This window comes from Pseudomonas svalbardensis (assembly GCF_030053115.1).
In the GTDB taxonomy this organism is placed as follows: domain Bacteria; phylum Pseudomonadota; class Gammaproteobacteria; order Pseudomonadales; family Pseudomonadaceae; genus Aquipseudomonas; species Aquipseudomonas svalbardensis.
On the sequence record NZ_CP125619.1, the window covers coordinates 4,012,482 to 4,027,479 of the forward strand.

A 14,998-nucleotide genomic window follows, 5' to 3' on the forward strand; every position below is an offset into this window, starting at 1 on the left:
GAAATGTTATTTCAGATTGTTACGACCACACCTACGCTGCTAGCCATGAGAGCGACGCAGTGATTTGCAGGTGATGCGCCCCTAGAGCGACCAACCTGCGTCTCAACCAGCTGCCTGCGGAACTGCATCTGTTAGTTGTTGCGCCGCAAGGGCAAACGGCTTTTTGAAGAGGGGTCACCCAAAATGCACAAACAATCGAGCACTCGATCAGAACTGGCTGACGCTCTCTTTCGACTTCGCCGCAGTTTTTACTCGCTCGCAGGGTTCAGCGGCGTGATCAACGTCATGATGTTGACGCCAGCTATATATATGTTGCAGGTCTATGATCGGGCCTTGGTCAGTCGCAACGTCACAACGTTGACGATGTTGACCATTCTGGTGATAGGCCTGTTCATGCTGATGGCCACGCTGGAAATGTTCCGCACCCGCGTGCTGATCCGGGTCGGCAACTGCCTCGACATGGACCTCAATCGACGCATTTTCACCGCAGCATTCGAGCGTAACCTGAGCCGCGCCGGTGGTAATCCGGCCCAGGCCCTGCAGGATCTCGCGCAGGTGCGTCAGTTCCTCACCGGCAATGGCCTGTTCGCTTTCTTTGATGCGCCATGGACGCCGATCTACCTGCTGGTCGCCTATCTGATCCACCCGCTGCTCGGACTGATCACGCTGATCGGCTCGCTGATTCTGGTGGGCCTGGCTTATCTCACCGAGAAGGCGACGCAAAAGCCACTGACCGAAGCCAATCAAGCCGCCCTCTCCTCCGCCAGCTACGCCAACAACAACCTGCGCAACGCCGAGGTCATCGAGGCCATGGGCATGCTGCCGTCGATCGGCAAGCGCTGGTACCAAAGCCATTTGCGCATACTGGAAATGCAGACCCTGGCCTCCGACCGTGCCGCCCTGATCAGCAGCACCGGGCGCTTCGTGCGTATCACTTTGCAGTCGCTGATCCTCGGCGCCGGCGCGCTGCTGGCGATCGAAGGCAAGATCACCCCCGGGATGATGATTGCTTGCTCGATCCTCACCGGCCGCGCGCTGGGCCCGGTGGAACAAGTCATCGCGTCGTGGAAGCAGCTGCTTGGCTGCCGTTCGGCTTGGGGCCGGTTGAACGAGATGCTGAACGACTATCCGCGCCGGCCACCGAGCATGTCGCTGCAGCGGCCGCTGGGCATGCTGGCGGTGGAGAATGTGTATGCCGGCGCCCCCGGCACCGGCAACACGATTCTGCGCGGGGTGAGCTTCAACCTTTCCCCCGGCGAAAGCCTTGGCATTATCGGTCCATCCGCCTCGGGCAAATCCACCCTCGCCCGCCTGTTGGTCGGCGTCTGGCCGGCACAGGCCGGCAAGGTGCGCCTGGACGGCGCGGACATATTCACCTGGAACAAGGGCGAACTTGGCCCCTGGCTCGGTTACCTGCCACAGGACGTGGAGCTGTTCGAAGGCACCATCGCCGACAACATTGCGCGCTTTGGCGAAGTGGACAGCGACGCGGTCATCCGCGCCGCCAGGACGACTGGAGTCCACGAGATGATCCTGCGTCTTGCGCAGGGTTATGAGACCCGTCTGGGCACCGATGGCAGCCCGCTTTCCGGTGGCCAGAAGCAACGCATCGCCTTGGCCCGCGCGCTGTATGGAGAACCCAATCTGATTGTGCTGGACGAGCCGAACGCCAACCTCGACGACGTCGGTGAAAAGGCCTTGGTCGATGCGCTGGCCCAACTCAAAAACCGCGGCGCCACCGTCATTCTGATTTCCCACCGTCCCAATGTGCTCTGCGCCGTCGATAAGGTGCTGATGCTGCGCGACGGCGGCGTGCAGATGCTCGGCACTCGCGACGAAGTATTCGCAGCGCTGCGCAAGGCCAGTGTGATGCCTGCAGGCGCGTCAACTCCGCTGGCCTCCGTCAAAGCACGGGAGTAAACGATCATGCAAATGAACCAACACACCGACATGATTCTCGCCGATCCCAGGAACGAAGTGGATCTGGACGTCGGTAAGCCCGTGCGCTGGGGCATGTTGCTGATGCTCGCCGGCTTCGGCGGTTTCCTCCTGTGGTCCTGGCTGGCGCCGCTGGATGCCGGCGTGGTGGCGACAGGCACGGTAAAAGTCACCAGCAATCGCAAAGCCGTGCAGCATCTGAGCGGCGGCACCGTGGAGGCCATTCTTGTTCGCGAAGGCGATTCAGTGAAAAAGGGCCAGGAGGTGGTCCGCCTTGACTCGCTGCGTGCCGCTGCCGAACAGGGTGCGGTCAGCGCCCAGTACATCGTCAGCAAGACGGTGGAAAACCGCCTGGAAGCGGAACGTGACGGCCGCGATGTGGTGAACTACGATCCCGAATTGCTCAAGCGCTTCGGGAATGACCACCGCCTGGTGGCCGCCATGAGTCTGCAACAACGCCTGCTGGACACCCGGCGCGCCGGCCTCGCTGGCGAAATCAGCATCCTGCAGGAAAACCTCGCGGCGTCGGCGGTGCAGCTCAAGGGACTGCAGCAGGTCTATGGCTCCCGCGCCTCGCAGATCAACTTCCTCAACCAGGAACTGAAAGGCACCCGCGTGCTGGCGGCCGAAGGCTATGTGCCGCGCAACCGTCTGCTTGAACTGGAACGCAGCAATGCCGACCTCTCCGCCGGCCAGGCCGAGAACCTCAATAACATCGCTCGCATACGTAGCCAGACCACCGAAATCAAGTTGCGCATCCTGCAGCGCCAGCACGATTACCAGAAGGAAGTCGAATCGCAGCTCACCGACACCGCCAAGGAAAACACCACCCTGGCCGACCGCTTGCGTGCGCTGGACTATGAAGTGACCCACACGGTAATTCGCTCGCCGATCGATGGCATCGTCCAGTCCCTGAGCATTGCGACCATCGGCGGGATCATTCAGCCCGGCTTCAAGATCATGGAAATCGTTCCGGACAACGAACCGCTGCAGGTCGACGCGATGATTCCCGTGCAGGCCATCGACAAGATGGTCCCCGGCCTGGCCGTAGACATTGCCTTCCCGGCCTTCAACCATGCCCAGACGCCGAACATACCCGGCCGCGTGAAAACCGTTTCCGCAGACCGCCTGCTCGACGAGGAAAGCAAGGAACCGTTCTACCTGGCTCAGGTAGAAGTCACGCCCGATGGTATGAGCCTTCTTGGCAGCAATCACATTCGTCCCGGTATGCCCGCCAGCGTCACCATCAAGACTGGCGAGCGCAACATGATGAGCTATCTTCTCAAACCAATGCTTGAGCGTGTTGACAGCTCCTTCAAGGAACAATGAAATGGACCGTCATTGCCTGATCTTCTGCCTGCTGGCGCTGTCCCTCCCGGCCAGCGCCATGGACCTCAAACAAGCCTGGGATCTGTTGCAGTATCAAGGCCCTGTCTATCGCGCCGCCGTGCATGAAAAGGAGGCTGGTGTGGAAAACCGCGCCATCGGCATGGCGGGTTTGCTACCGCAGATCAGTGCCTCGGCCTACGACAACAAGGTCAATGGCACCCAGCGCCAGAGCGGCGTCGAAAGGGATCTCGACTACGACTCCAAGGGCGCTAACGTGCGCTTGCGCCAGCCGCTGTTCAACAAACAGAAAATGGCCGAGTACCGCCAAGGTAAACAGCGTGCCGACTACAGCGTCGCGGTGTTCGATGCCAAGAGTCAGGACGCCGCGGTGCGCCTCGCCGAAAGCTATTTCGACGTGCTTTTGGCCAGCGAAACCATCGTCCTCGCCAAGTCCAAGCTGAGCGCCTTCGATGAGCAACTCGCCTCGGCGAAACGGCGCATGGAGCTGGGGGCCGGCACCGTCACCGACATCGACGAGTCGGTCGCTCGCCGCGACCTCGCCGCGGTTGAGCTGATCGAAGCGCAGGACAACCTGGTCAATGCGCGCCGCAAGCTTGAGGAGTACATCGGAGAAACCCCCGAATCCCTGACCACCTTGCGTCCGAGCTTCAATACGCCACCGCTGCTACCGAGCAACCTGCAGGACTGGTTGGTCAAAGCCCAGAGCGACAGCCCGCTGATCCATGCGCGCCGTCATAGCAGCGACCTCGCCGAAGAAGAAGTAAAGCGCGCCAGGGCCGGCCACTGGCCGACACTGGATTTCGTTGCCGGCTACACCGCGGGCGATAGTCAATCAATCTCCGAGCTCAATCAACGCAACCGCTACGGCTCAATCGGGCTGGAAGTAAACTTCCCGTTGTACAGCGGTGGCGGCACCAGCGCGTTGACCCGCCAGGCCAGTGCCAATAGCTATAAGGCCCTGGACGAACTCGACGCCACGCGCCAGGAAGTCATCACCGGTACCACCCGTGAGTATCGCGGCGTACAGAGCGGCGCCACACGTATTCAAGCGCTGGAGAGAGCAGTGGAGTCCAACGAACGCTCGCTGACTTCGACACGCAAAGGCTTCAAAGAAGGAGGCACCAGCACCAACTCGGATGTCCTCAATGCCGAAGAGCTGCTCTTCGTTGCGCGTCACGATCTGTTCGAGGCCAAGCTGCGCTACTTGATGTCGCGCCTGCGTCTGGCCTCTTCGGTGGGCAGTCTGGGCGACGACGATATCGACCACATCAACGACTACCTCGGCCCGGAACTGTTGGTCACCAACTGACTTTCACCAGCGCGGCAATTTTTACAAGGTGGTCGGCAGAACCCGGGCACGCAACAGCGTTCCCTTCGCCCACCTTCGAGGATGCGCCGCTTCATCCGCCTGCATTACTCAACCAAACTACTCAACCCATACAACTGCGACCTCCGATCCAGATGCAAATCATTACGTGCACTGATTCGCTTGTTCCGCGCCTCAGCAAGATTCAGCGTCGCCAACAAAATCTGCTCGCCACCCTGCTCCGCCCCCCCTGCCACAGGGTAGCCATCGGCATCGACGATCACCGAGCCCTGCACCCAACTGCCCCCACGTTCATGACCATGCCGATCACAGGCGGCGATGAACATTCGGTTGACCGAGGCGTTGGCCTGGACTCGCACAACTTCGGCCGGACGCTCGGTTTGAGGCCGTGGCCCATCGGGCCAATTCACCGGTGCGCAGAGCAGGTCCGCACCGGCCAGCGCCGGGAGTCGCACCCACTCGGGGAATTCCAGGTCGTAGCAAATCAGCATGCCGATCCGTCCATGAACGGTTTCTACAACCGGCGGCGCGTCGTTTCCGGCGCTGAAGATTTCGTTCTCGCCATCCCAGAGGTGCGCCTTGCGGTACACGGCGCGCAGACCTTGGGCATCGATCATCGCCGCGCTGTTGGCCAGTTTATCGCCGGCTAACCGCTCGCAGAATCCACCCACCACGACGATGTTCAATTCCCGGGCCAGCGCCGTCCACAGAAGCAAGGTCGGCCCTTCGACGGTTTCCGCCAGGGACAGGGCTTCGCTGCGGTCGGCAAACAAGTAGCCGCTCTGGACCAGCTCAGGTAGCACCACCACCTGGGCGCCCTGGTAGGCCGCCGAGCGAATCGCCCGTTCGGTCAGCTTCCGGTTGTAAGCGAGGTCGCCTATTTTTGGCGCCAGTTGGCAGCAGGCGACCACGGTACTTTTGGTGCTGTTCAACGCCCCTCCTCCACAGACTGATGAGCCATGGAAACAATGTCGCTCTCGGTGATCGAGTCGATAATCCGGTGTTCGTACTCAAGGTCTATCGAACGGCTGAGGAGGTAATACGTCAGGCCCGAGACCACCAGGCCAACCAGCCAGGCGATATCCACGCCTTCCAGCATCCGCGCCAGCGGCCCGACGAACACCTCTTTGCCGGCCGCCGCATCAAAGATGTAGAAGAAGGGCACCATGGCGGCGAAGCCAATCAGATAAGAGACGATGCCGCGAAATTGCCAGGCGCCGTAAATGCCCTTCGGCGTGAAGAAATGCGGGATCGCGTAGCGGCCTTTGCGCACGAAGAAGTAGTCCACCAGATTGACCGCGGTCCACGGCACGAGGAAGTACAGCAGCAGTACGAGGAAGGTGTTCAACAGGGCGATCCCATCGCCTTTGATCGACAGCACACAGATCAACAAAATGACGCTGATCGCGGAGATCGACATCACTCGGGCGCGAGGTGTCGGCGTGATTTTTTTGATCGAATCCACACCCGTCAGCAACGTCAGCATGGCGCTGTAGGTGTTGAGCGCAATGATCGGCAGAAAGCCCGCCACCGAAACGATCACCAACACATTGCCCAGGCCTGGAATCATCGAAGAACCGACCTGGTTCAGCGCCACCAGCGCATCCGCCGCTTTCAGTTGCTGAGCAAGCCAGGCCCCGAGGCCGATCATCCAGCCGCCCGACAACGAAGCGCCGATAAATACGGCGGCGATCAGTTTTGGCCGACTGGTATTTTTCGGCAGGTAGCGGGAATAGTCAGAGACATAAGGCGCATAGGAAATGTTGTAGCTCGCGCCAATGGCAAACAGTGTGGCGAATGCAATCCAGCTGAAACCCAGGTCGGTCGCCGGAGTGACGCCCTCCTGGCCTGCGCCGAACATCAAGGCGATGGTGACCAGCGCATACAGCGGCAACGTTGCGAGCAACGCCCACTTGAAGGCTTTGTGCATCAGGTCATGGCCGTAGATCGACAGCAGCGCGCCGATCAGCACCACCGCAATGGCGACGATGGTCGGGTCGATGCCAAACACATGTTCGAGGCCGTTCATGATCAGCGAGATGTTCACCACGTTGAAACCGACGAACACAAACATCGTCGCCATCAAGGCCAGGATCACCCCGCGATAACCAAACTGCGCACGCGACTGGATCATTTGCGGCAGGCCCATTTCCGGACCTTGCGAGCCATGAAACGCCATGAAAATGGTGCCGAACATGATGCCCAGCGCACCGGCCAACATCGTCCACAGCGCCGACAAACCAAGGCTTGGGCCGACAAACCCGATGGAGATGGTGAAGAAGTGGAAATTGCCTAGAAACCAGAAAGGGCCCTGGCTGCTGAGCTTGGCGTGACGTTCGTTTTCCGGAATGTAATCGATCGAGTGGCCTTCGATGGCCAACCCGCTGCTCGCCTCGATGGCGTGCGCAGATTGAGGGGACCCTGACATATGAGTGTTCCTATGCTGGTGATTGTTGTTTTTATGGGCAAGGCGCCGGTTTCATTGCAATGTAGAGCGTTGGTCAGGGCTGTAAAATATCGCAGGCACACTGTTCACATAGATCCACGTCTATGTAAGTGAGTATCGGGAGCACGCATGCTGGGAACTGTATCGGAGCTGGATCTGCGTTTGATCCGGGTATTTCTGACCGTCGTTGAGGCGGGCGGGATCTCGGCCGCGCAAACGGCGCTCAATACCACGCAACCCACCATCAGTGCGCAATTGGCAACGCTGGAAGCGCGGGTGGGGTTTCGTCTTTGCGAACGCGGGCGCGGTGGATTTTCGGTGACACCCAAAGGCAGCCAGTTTGTCGAGGCGGCCCGTCGGTTACTGGCGGCTGCCGAGGGGTTCCGGGTTGAAGTCCAGCACATCAATCGCAAGGTGTCGGGCAACATCAACATCGGCCTGCTCGGTCAAATCGATCCGGTTGCCAACAAGAAAATCGCCCTGGCCATTGCGCGGTTACGGTCCCGACATGAAGGGCTGTATTTCCATTTCACAGAGCTGTCGTCATCGCTGCTGGAAGAGAAAATCATCAACGGCCATATCGATCTGGCGATCGGCTATTTCTGGCACCGCCTGCCCAACATTGATTACTTTGCGTTGTTCCAGGAAACCCAGATCGCCTACTGCGCCCCCACTCATCCGCTGTTCGAGCAAGTGGGCGAGCTGACCCGGGATGACGTCAGCGATTACGATTGGGTATGGCCCAGCCATCCTTTGCCGGAAATGCCGGCGCCCACCTCGATTGAACGCCTGACGGTACTCACGGACAGCATGGATGGCGCTGCCCTGCTCATCCTGTCAGGCCAGCATTTGGGCTTTCTGCCGCAGCACTATGCGGCGAAGCATGAACAGTTGGGGCAGTTGCATCCGCTGAATCCCGAGCTGTTGCACTATGAGGTCGGCTTTCATGCGGCGGTCAGGCATTCGGCGCGTCAGCGGGATTTGGTGAGTGCTTTTTTGACTGAATTGATCGACATCTTCGGGGCCGTGTAAGCGTCAACGGGAGCAAGCCCCTCGCCAGTTTCAGATATGGATTTCGCTGGTCGGGATAACGTCGATCCGCGCCACGGGCCCCGTCAAGTGCGCCAGGTCTGCGTTGTGCTCAACGATGATGTCTTCGGCGGCGAGGTTGCCGTTGTCGACGGTGGAATGCGCATCGGCGGCGAGCACTACGTCATAGCCCAGGTTCAGGGCCTGGCGGACAGTGGCGTTGATGCAATAGTCGGTTTGCAGCCCGCAGATGATAAGGCGGTCTGTGCCCAAATCCTGCAATTGGGCTTGCAAGTGGGTCCGGTAGAACGAGTCTCTATTGGTTTTTCGCACGCGAAGGTCTTGCGGCGAAGTCTTCAGGTTTTCGGCCAGTTGCCAGCCTTCGGAACCGTGTTGCAGCAGGTCGCCCTTTTCTTCGTGCTGGATGAGGATGACCGGGATGCCTGCTTCGCGAGCCTTGGCACTGAGGTCGTTGATGTTCTCGATAACGCGCTTGATCTCAAAACAGGCGTACTCGCCAGTGCACAGGGCGCGCTGGACGTCGATGATCAGCAGTGCGGTAGCCATGAGCTTCCTTCCTGGATGGGTCGGTGAATCGGCAACGGATTTCGAATCCGTTCCCCTTTTAACTTGTAGCAGCTGCCGAGCCTGCGAGGCTGCGTTCGAGCGCGAAGCGGTCGTAATCCAGCAAATGTGGTCTACCTGAATGAACGCGGTCAACCGATTTACGACGGCTGCGCAGTCGAACGCAGCCTTGCAGGCTCGACAGCTGCTACGGAATCTGAGGCCACCCTCAAGAATTTGGATGGCCTCGGATCTGCCTCAATAACCGAGCGACAACCCAGTGTTACGACGTGGATCGTTCGCCCCATAGAAGCGGTTTTTGCCGACCGGTTTGCCTTCAAGCGACGGTGCGCCTACCAGAATCGCCGCCACATGGTTGGCGTCCTGTGGTCCGGCAAACTTGTGCCCCCAACTTTCGAGCATCTTCACCGTATCGGGACTGGTAGTGAAGGTCTCAAGGTTGGTCTCTTCCGGCAACCACTGCTGGTGGAAACGCGGTGCATCGACCGCTTCCTGGATGTTCATCCCGTAGTCGATCACGTTGAGCATGGTCAGCAAGGTCGCGGTGATGATGCGACTGCCGCCGGGGGTGCCGACGACCATCACCACTTTGCCGTCCTTGGTGACGATGGTCGGGCTCATGGACGACAGCGGTGCCTTGCCGGGCGCGATGGCGTTGGCCTCCCCTTGCACCAGACCGTACATGTTCGGCACGCCGATCTTCGAGGTAAAGTCATCCATTTCGTCGTTGAGGATGACCCCGGTTTTGCTGGCCATGACGCCGGCGCCGAACCAGTCGTTCAAGGTGTAGGTCACCGAGACCGCGTTGCCCCATTTATCGACGATGGAGTAATGGGTGGTGTTGCTGCCTTCATGGGGCGCTACGCCAGGTTTGAGCTCGCGGGACACACCGGCCTTTTGCGGATCGATGGCGGTGCGGATTTTGGTGGCGTAGTTTTTATCCAGCAGATGGTCGATCGGGTTCTTCACGAAATCCGGGTCGCCCAGGTAGCTGTTGCGGTCCACGTAGGCGTGACGCATCGCTTCGATCTGGTAGTGCATGCTCTGGGCCGAGTGATAGCCCAGGTCTTTCATCGGATAGCCTTCGAGAATGTTCATGATCTCGCAAATCACCACGCCGCCGGAGCTTGGCGGTGGCGCTGAAACCACGTGGTAGCCGCGGTAATCGCATTCGATCGGGGCCAGTTCGCGGGTCTTGTATTTGTCGAGGTCGGCCTGAGTGATGATGCCTTTGTTGGCCTGACTGGAGGTGACGATGGCATCGGCGACCCAGCCTTTATAGAAGCCGTCGGCGCCGTTCTCGGAGATTTCCCGCAGGGTTTTAGCCAGATCCTTCTGCACCAGTTGCTGACCGACCTGCATTGGCTCGCCGTTGCTCAGAAAGATCGCACCGGAATCCTTGATGTCTTTCTTGAACACATCAGTGGCGTACTCCAGCAATTCGACATCGCCCTGCTCCAGCACAAAACCGTCTTCGGCGAGCTTGATGGCCGGGGCGATGACTTCCTTGCGGGGTTTGGTGCCGTATTTCGACAGCGCCAGTTCCATCCCGGACACGGTGCCCGGCACGCCGACCGCCAGATGGCCACGGGTGCTCAGGTCTGGGACGACGTTGCCCTCCTTGTCGAGGTACATGTCTGCGGTGGCGGCCAGCGGTGCTTTTTCGCGGAAGTCGAGGAAGGTCTTGCGCCCGTCCGCCAACTGAATGGTCATGAAACCGCCGCCGCCCAGGTTGCCCGCCGCGGGATAAACCACCGCCAGCGCATAACCGACCGCTACCGCGGCATCGACGGCGTTGCCGCCATTCTTGAGCACATCGACGCCCACGTGACTGGCCAGATGCTGGGCGGTAACGACCATGCCGTTTTCGGCCGCAACCGGCGCCACAGAGGCCGCGTAAGCACTGAGGCAGCTGAGCGCCAATGAGGTCGCAATCAGCGATTTGGCAAAAGGTTCGAACTTCATGAGTCGGTCTCTTTTTGTTTTTAGGCTCTGTAAAAAAACAGAGGGAAGGCTTCAAGAGCAGAGGCAAGTATGGCTGGGATTGCGTATTGCGCCTCCCCGTCGAGGCAGTATGCTTGGCCTCCTGCTCAGCCCATCCACGGAGTCCCCCGGCATGACGTTCACCTACATCACCCTGGCCTCCCCGGTCGGCGAGTTGAAGCTGGTCGCGAACGGCTCAAGACTGGCGGCTATCCTCTGGGAAAACGACAAGCCAAACCGCGTACGGCTCGGCCCGATGAGCGAAGCGGCGGACAACCCGATCCTGCTGCGCACCGCTCAGCAGTTGAAGGAATACTTCGCCGGCACGCGCGATCATTTCGAGCTGGAGCTGGACTTTTCCGGGACGATATTCCAGAAGAAGGTCTGGGCGGCGCTGCTGACCATTCCATTCGGCGAGACCCGCAGTTACACCCAGATTGCCGAGCAGATCGGCAACCCCAATGCGGTCCGCGCGGTGGGTGCGGCCAACGGCAAAAACCCGATATCGATTGTTGCGCCGTGTCATCGGGTGATTGGTGCGTCGGGGAAATTGACGGGGTTCGCCGGTGGGCTTGAGGCGAAGGAACGGTTGTTGACGCTGGAAGGATGCGAGTGGTCGGGCAACAGCAGGACGGGGGAGTTGTTTTGATTTAACGCTCAAGCGTCGGCGAAGATGTTTTTCATCGCCGCATACTGCAACAGCATGATGGTCTTCGCATCGCAGATTTCCCCGCGATAAAACGCCTCAAGCGCGTCGTCGAACTTCCACTCCAGCACTTCCAGCTCCTCGGTCTCCTCCTCCAGTCCGCCGCCATCACTGACCTTAGACGCGGCATCGTACTCAGCGATGAAGAAGTGCAGTTTTTCAGTCACCGAACCGGGGCTCATGTAGGCTTCGAACACCTTGTGCACGTGGTGCACGCGATAACCGGTTTCTTCCTCCGCTTCTTCGCGGATGCGCTCTTCAGGCACCGCACCTTCGAGCAGCCCCGCCGCCACTTCGATCAGCAACCCATCGTGGCCGTTGACGAACACCGGCAATCTGAATTGCCGGGTCAGCACGACGGTTTTCTTTTCACGGTTGAACAGCAGAATCGCCGCGCCATTGCCACGGTCGTAGACCTCGCGGGTCTGGCGCTGCCATTCGCCGTTGTTGCGCAGGTAATCGAAGGTGATTTTCTTGAGCAGGTACCAGTCGTGGGACAACACCTGGGACTCGATGAGGTTGACCCGCTCGGCTGTGTTCGACATGACAACGCATCCCTTTTTTCGTCGGAAGGCGCACATGTTAGGCGAAAACGAAAGCCTGGCGCTAAGAAAGCTGGGCCTTGTATTCCTTCACATATTGCCCCGCCAGCGTCTCTTTCTGTTTGTCGTCGAGTAGCTTGCCGGCCATTTGGAAGAACTTCTGCTCTTCCTCTTCCATGTGGTGATTGACCTTCTCGGCGAGCTTCTTCGCGGCGGCCAGCCAAGCCGGGCTGGACATCTCGGTCTCGTCCAGCGTTTCCATCATTTCGTCCATCTCGTGGTGTTCGGCAATCGCATGGCGGCTGAGGTCGACGCCATTATCGAACTCCATCAGCGGGATATAGAAATGCCGCTCTTCAGCGGTTTCGTGGGCCTGAAGTTCGGACTTGAGCTGCTTGTAAGCCTCGACCCGCTCAGGGGTGTCGCCGCTGGTCTGGATCAGTGCATCGGCGTAAGTGCGTTGGCGGTCGTGGCTTTCGCGCAAGGCTTCGAAAATATTCATGGAGTGTCCTCATAGGCCGCGTTCTGGAATGACGCTGTTTAGGCTAGACATCTGCGCGATGACGACGGTTCCACTTGTTATCAGGGGATAGAACAAGGCTTGCAACCGAGATAGGCTGCCACTTCACCGCCATAAGGATATAGCCATGACCCTGCGAATCGAGTTGTCGAAAAACCCCACGAATGAAGACCGTGAGGCGATCCTCGCGCCCTTGCGCGCCTATAACGCTTCGCAGGCTGGGGAGGCGAACTCGCAGCCGATTGCCTTGCTGGTGCGCGATGACAACGACGAGATTCTCGGCGGGCTCTATGGACGGGTGTTTTACCGGTGGTTATTCATCGAATTGCTTTCGGTGCCTGAACAGGCCCGGGGACAGGGCATGGGCACGAAGCTGATGCAGATGGCTGAAGACCTGGCACGGGAAAAGGAATGCATCGGAATCTGGCTCGACACCTTCGACTTCCAGGCGCCGGGGTTCTACAGGAAGCTCGGCTACAGCGAGTTAGGCCAGATCGCCGACTACCCGCCTGGCCACAAGCGCTTCTTTTTCCAGAAGCGCCTGACAAACGTTTGATCGCTGGTACCGGTACCGCCAAAAGATCGCAGCCTCGTTTCACTCGACAGCTCCTACAGAAGCATGCGGTCCATGTAGGAGCTGTCGAGTGAAACGAGGCTGCGATCTTTTAATATTGCTTACAGGCAGGTCGCCAACGCCGCGAGTCGGCGCTTGGCCACAAAGTCGTCATGCTGCGCGTAATAATTCAGCACGGTGGCGGAAGCGTCAGTCTTCACGTCCACAAAGGACTCCGCCGAGCGCGTGTAAACGGTAGTGCCGCCCTTCTCGCCGGGCTGCAAATACGCGCCAGCATCGACACCAAATACCGCCTCATCCTGCCAGGAAAACTGCACACACTGGGCGACGACTTTTTCCGGCTTGTCCGACGTCAGGGTTTTGTACGGGGTTCCAGTGCGGGCATCGTTCATCGCCGAGCCGGCGCATCCCGCCAGCAACGTTACGGCCAGCGCCACCATCAGAATTCGCATTGCGTTCGCTCATCAAGAAAAAGCGGACTGTATCACCGCGGCACGGCGTATCGTTCTGCTTTACTTCATTTATACCGCGACACCGAGTGACGATTCGCGCACCCTGTCGCGCCATTAACACCGCATCGCCCGTTTTTCCGGGCTTATTTTCTGGAAAGGTCATGACACCCAACGCCGAATATTACAAACCGACCGCTGAATATGCCGACAAGCTGATCAGCCAGATCGGTCAGACGCCGTCCTGGATTGCCAAGCGAATTGGCGTCACCGACAAGCGGATTCGTTACATCCTCGACGGCGAAAGAACCGTCAAAGGTGAAACCACGCCGATTCAAATGACGTATCCCGAGCAGTTTGCCCTCGAGTGCCTGGCAGCAGCGGCCAAGGCCAGCAAGAAGCAGTCTTCGTAATCCAGCCTCAAGGAGCGACCATGGCGGCAACCGAACAGCAACACGAGCAAGCGCTGAAGAAGTTTCTCGATGAGCGCCCTGAACTGCGCGTCGAACTCGACAACCTCAACCCGCTGTTGGCTCAGGCCAAGGGCGAGACCACGGCGCAGTACCGCGAGGACCGCTTGCATGAAGCCTTCGAAGCCGAGGCCGAGCGTCTGGGATTGTTTGCCTGGGAGCTGACGCTGCAACTGACCGCCACGACGCCCGAGGACTATCAGGCACAGCGCCTGGAAGTGCACAAGGAAGTGGCCGAGATGGCCGGCATGGACTGGCTGGAGTATTGCGAGTTATATGGATTAAGTAAGTGACCATTTCGATCACTGCCTGAGGACGACCTCCGCTGATGTTGCCATCCCTCTCAACTGATCGCGCCAGTCCAGGCCATCTGCATACCCGCAAATGGCGCGGACGCATTGGCATGTCGCTGGTGGCCAGCCTGTCGGTGCTCGCGGGCATGACCGACGCCATCGGCTTCATGGCCAGCGGTGATTTCGTCTCGTTCATGAGCGGCAACACCACCCGCCTCGCCGTCGCCATCAGCGACGGCGACCTGGGCCTGACCTTGCGCCTGGTGATCCTCGTGGGCACCTTCATCGTCGGCAACGCCTTGGGTATTGTCGTCAGTCGCCTGGGCGGGCGCCGCGCGCTGCCCTTGCTGCTGTGCATCGCCACGCTGCTCTGCGGCGCCGCTGCCTGGCCCTACGACGAACAATTACCAGCGCTACTGGCGGCGATCATCGCCATGGGCATGCTCAATGCCGCCGTGGAAGAAGTGAACGGACTGCCGGTCGGCCTGACCTACGTCACCGGCGCCCTGTCGCGCTTCGGCCGTGGGCTGGGACGCTGGATGCTCGGCGAACGGCGCAACGGTTGGCGCGTGCAACTGATTCCCTGGACCGGAATGTTTGCTGGCGCGGTCATCGGTGCCGTGCTGGAACATCACCTGGGGCTCAGGGCCCTGTTTGTCAGCGGTCTGCTGGCCGGCGCCATCGGGCTGCTGTCGCTGAAAATTCCGCGGCGTTGGCAGTTGGGGTATATGCCGCGCTGAAACGCCCTTCGCCGCCCCGGCGATAAAGCATTATCATGGCCGCAGT

The 14,998-nt window shown here is 59.6% G+C and carries 16 protein-coding genes; 9 read left to right on the forward strand and 7 right to left on the reverse strand.

Translation table 11 applies throughout. The annotated features are described in order from the left end of the window. The first annotated feature begins 183 nt into the window (after positions 1-183). From QFX16_RS18515 to QFX16_RS18525, 3 genes are read left to right on the forward strand one after another with little or no spacing between them, the layout of a single operon-like run. Positions 184-1,920 carry a type I secretion system permease/ATPase gene (locus QFX16_RS18515; protein WP_283180836.1) on the forward strand — a complete coding sequence of 579 codons (1,737 nt, stop codon included), beginning with the start codon at positions 184-186 and terminating at the stop codon, positions 1,918-1,920. A 6-nt stretch (positions 1,921-1,926) separates the two neighbouring features. Next, complete coding sequence (locus QFX16_RS18520) at positions 1,927-3,267, forward strand: HlyD family type I secretion periplasmic adaptor subunit (protein WP_283180837.1); 1,341 nt, start codon at positions 1,927-1,929, stop codon at positions 3,265-3,267. Position 3,268: 1 nt separating this feature from the next. Beyond that, complete coding sequence (locus tag QFX16_RS18525) at positions 3,269-4,597, forward strand: TolC family outer membrane protein (RefSeq protein ID WP_283180838.1); 1,329 nt, start codon at positions 3,269-3,271, stop codon at positions 4,595-4,597. Between the two features lie 104 nt (positions 4,598-4,701). Here QFX16_RS18525 and QFX16_RS18530 read toward each other — a convergent pair whose 3' ends face one another. Both QFX16_RS18530 and QFX16_RS18535 read right to left on the reverse strand, forming a co-directional pair. After that, positions 4,702-5,547 (reverse strand): nitrilase-related carbon-nitrogen hydrolase, encoded by an 846-nt coding sequence (locus QFX16_RS18530; protein ID WP_283180839.1) that lies wholly within the window; start codon positions 5,545-5,547, stop codon positions 4,702-4,704. Then, the gene (locus QFX16_RS18535; protein WP_283180840.1) at positions 5,544-7,043 is read right to left on the reverse strand and encodes a purine-cytosine permease family protein; all 1,500 of its coding nucleotides are present in this window, start codon (positions 7,041-7,043) and stop codon (positions 5,544-5,546) included. The genes QFX16_RS18530 and QFX16_RS18535 overlap by 4 nt, the downstream gene beginning before the upstream one ends. Positions 7,044-7,190: 147 nt before the next feature. On the opposite strand from QFX16_RS18535, the gene QFX16_RS18540 reads away from it, so the two are divergent. After that, the gene (locus QFX16_RS18540) at positions 7,191-8,093 is read left to right on the forward strand and encodes a LysR family transcriptional regulator (RefSeq protein WP_283180841.1); all 903 of its coding nucleotides are present in this window, start codon (positions 7,191-7,193) and stop codon (positions 8,091-8,093) included. 30 nt (positions 8,094-8,123) lie between these two features. Here the strand turns inward: QFX16_RS18540 and QFX16_RS18545 are convergent, their stop codons facing one another. Beyond that, positions 8,124-8,657 carry a cysteine hydrolase family protein gene (locus QFX16_RS18545; protein ID WP_283180842.1) on the reverse strand — a complete coding sequence of 178 codons (534 nt, stop codon included), beginning with the start codon at positions 8,655-8,657 and terminating at the stop codon, positions 8,124-8,126. Positions 8,658-8,912: 255 nt separating this feature from the next. After that, positions 8,913-10,640: a gamma-glutamyltransferase gene (gene ggt / locus QFX16_RS18550; protein WP_283180843.1), complete on the reverse strand. Its 1,728-nt coding sequence runs from the start codon at positions 10,638-10,640 to the stop codon at positions 8,913-8,915. Positions 10,641-10,791: 151 nt separating this feature from the next. Here ggt and QFX16_RS18555 point away from each other — a divergent pair, with 151 nt between their 5' ends. Then, a complete protein-coding gene (locus QFX16_RS18555) occupies positions 10,792-11,307 on the forward strand; it encodes a methylated-DNA--[protein]-cysteine S-methyltransferase (RefSeq protein WP_283180844.1) in 516 nt (171 codons plus the stop codon). A gap of 8 nt (positions 11,308-11,315) precedes the next feature. On the opposite strand, the gene QFX16_RS18560 is transcribed toward QFX16_RS18555, so the two are convergent. Together QFX16_RS18560 and QFX16_RS18565 are read right to left on the reverse strand one after the other, a co-directional pair. Next, complete coding sequence (locus QFX16_RS18560; RefSeq protein WP_283180845.1) at positions 11,316-11,909, reverse strand: NUDIX domain-containing protein; 594 nt, start codon at positions 11,907-11,909, stop codon at positions 11,316-11,318. Between the two features lie 61 nt (positions 11,910-11,970). Beyond that, positions 11,971-12,408, reverse strand: a complete 438-nt coding sequence (locus QFX16_RS18565) for a hemerythrin domain-containing protein (protein ID WP_283180846.1) — start codon at positions 12,406-12,408, stop codon at positions 11,971-11,973. 145 nt (positions 12,409-12,553) lie between these two features. On the opposite strand from QFX16_RS18565, the gene QFX16_RS18570 reads away from it, so the two are divergent. Next, positions 12,554-12,982, forward strand: coding sequence for a GNAT family N-acetyltransferase (locus tag QFX16_RS18570; protein WP_283180847.1), 429 nt, complete (start codon positions 12,554-12,556; stop codon positions 12,980-12,982). 119 nt (positions 12,983-13,101) lie between these two features. Here QFX16_RS18570 and QFX16_RS18575 read toward each other — a convergent pair whose 3' ends face one another. After that, on the reverse strand, positions 13,102-13,452 hold the full coding sequence (locus QFX16_RS18575; protein WP_008154821.1) for a hypothetical protein: 351 nt from the start codon (positions 13,450-13,452) through the stop codon (positions 13,102-13,104). Between the two features lie 161 nt (positions 13,453-13,613). Here QFX16_RS18575 and QFX16_RS18580 point away from each other — a divergent pair, with 161 nt between their 5' ends. The 3 genes from QFX16_RS18580 to QFX16_RS18590 are packed head-to-tail and all read left to right on the forward strand — an operon-like array spanning position 13,614 to position 14,952. After that, positions 13,614-13,862, forward strand: a complete 249-nt coding sequence (locus QFX16_RS18580; RefSeq protein WP_008154823.1) for a hypothetical protein — start codon at positions 13,614-13,616, stop codon at positions 13,860-13,862. Positions 13,863-13,882: 20 nt separating this feature from the next. Further along, positions 13,883-14,212 (forward strand): DUF6388 family protein, encoded by a 330-nt coding sequence (locus QFX16_RS18585; protein ID WP_283180848.1) that lies wholly within the window; start codon positions 13,883-13,885, stop codon positions 14,210-14,212. A 35-nt stretch (positions 14,213-14,247) separates the two neighbouring features. Beyond that, positions 14,248-14,952 (forward strand): YoaK family protein, encoded by a 705-nt coding sequence (locus QFX16_RS18590; RefSeq protein WP_283180849.1) that lies wholly within the window; start codon positions 14,248-14,250, stop codon positions 14,950-14,952. Positions 14,953-14,998: the final 46 nt, after the last annotated feature.

What these genes read in the sequence shown, in the direction of transcription:
- QFX16_RS18515 (WP_283180836.1), top strand. Translation starts at nt 184, where the DNA reads ATGCACAAACAATCGAGCACTCGATCAGAACTGGCTGACGCTCTCTTT.
- QFX16_RS18520 (WP_283180837.1), top strand. Translation starts at nt 1,927, where the DNA reads ATGCAAATGAACCAACACACCGACATGATTCTCGCCGATCCCAGGAAC.
- QFX16_RS18525 (WP_283180838.1), top strand. Translation starts at nt 3,269, where the DNA reads ATGGACCGTCATTGCCTGATCTTCTGCCTGCTGGCGCTGTCCCTCCCG.
- QFX16_RS18535 (WP_283180840.1), bottom strand. Translation starts at nt 7,043, where the DNA reads ATGTCAGGGTCCCCTCAATCTGCGCACGCCATCGAGGCGAGCAGCGGG.
- QFX16_RS18540 (WP_283180841.1), top strand. Translation starts at nt 7,191, where the DNA reads ATGCTGGGAACTGTATCGGAGCTGGATCTGCGTTTGATCCGGGTATTT.
- QFX16_RS18545 (WP_283180842.1), bottom strand. Translation starts at nt 8,657, where the DNA reads ATGGCTACCGCACTGCTGATCATCGACGTCCAGCGCGCCCTGTGCACT.
- ggt (WP_283180843.1), bottom strand. Translation starts at nt 10,640, where the DNA reads ATGAAGTTCGAACCTTTTGCCAAATCGCTGATTGCGACCTCATTGGCG.
- QFX16_RS18555 (WP_283180844.1), top strand. Translation starts at nt 10,792, where the DNA reads ATGACGTTCACCTACATCACCCTGGCCTCCCCGGTCGGCGAGTTGAAG.
- QFX16_RS18560 (WP_283180845.1), bottom strand. Translation starts at nt 11,909, where the DNA reads ATGTCGAACACAGCCGAGCGGGTCAACCTCATCGAGTCCCAGGTGTTG.
- QFX16_RS18565 (WP_283180846.1), bottom strand. Translation starts at nt 12,408, where the DNA reads ATGAATATTTTCGAAGCCTTGCGCGAAAGCCACGACCGCCAACGCACT.
- QFX16_RS18570 (WP_283180847.1), top strand. Translation starts at nt 12,554, where the DNA reads ATGACCCTGCGAATCGAGTTGTCGAAAAACCCCACGAATGAAGACCGT.
- QFX16_RS18575 (WP_008154821.1), bottom strand. Translation starts at nt 13,452, where the DNA reads ATGCGAATTCTGATGGTGGCGCTGGCCGTAACGTTGCTGGCGGGATGC.
- QFX16_RS18580 (WP_008154823.1), top strand. Translation starts at nt 13,614, where the DNA reads ATGACACCCAACGCCGAATATTACAAACCGACCGCTGAATATGCCGAC.
- QFX16_RS18585 (WP_283180848.1), top strand. Translation starts at nt 13,883, where the DNA reads ATGGCGGCAACCGAACAGCAACACGAGCAAGCGCTGAAGAAGTTTCTC.
- QFX16_RS18590 (WP_283180849.1), top strand. Translation starts at nt 14,248, where the DNA reads ATGTTGCCATCCCTCTCAACTGATCGCGCCAGTCCAGGCCATCTGCAT.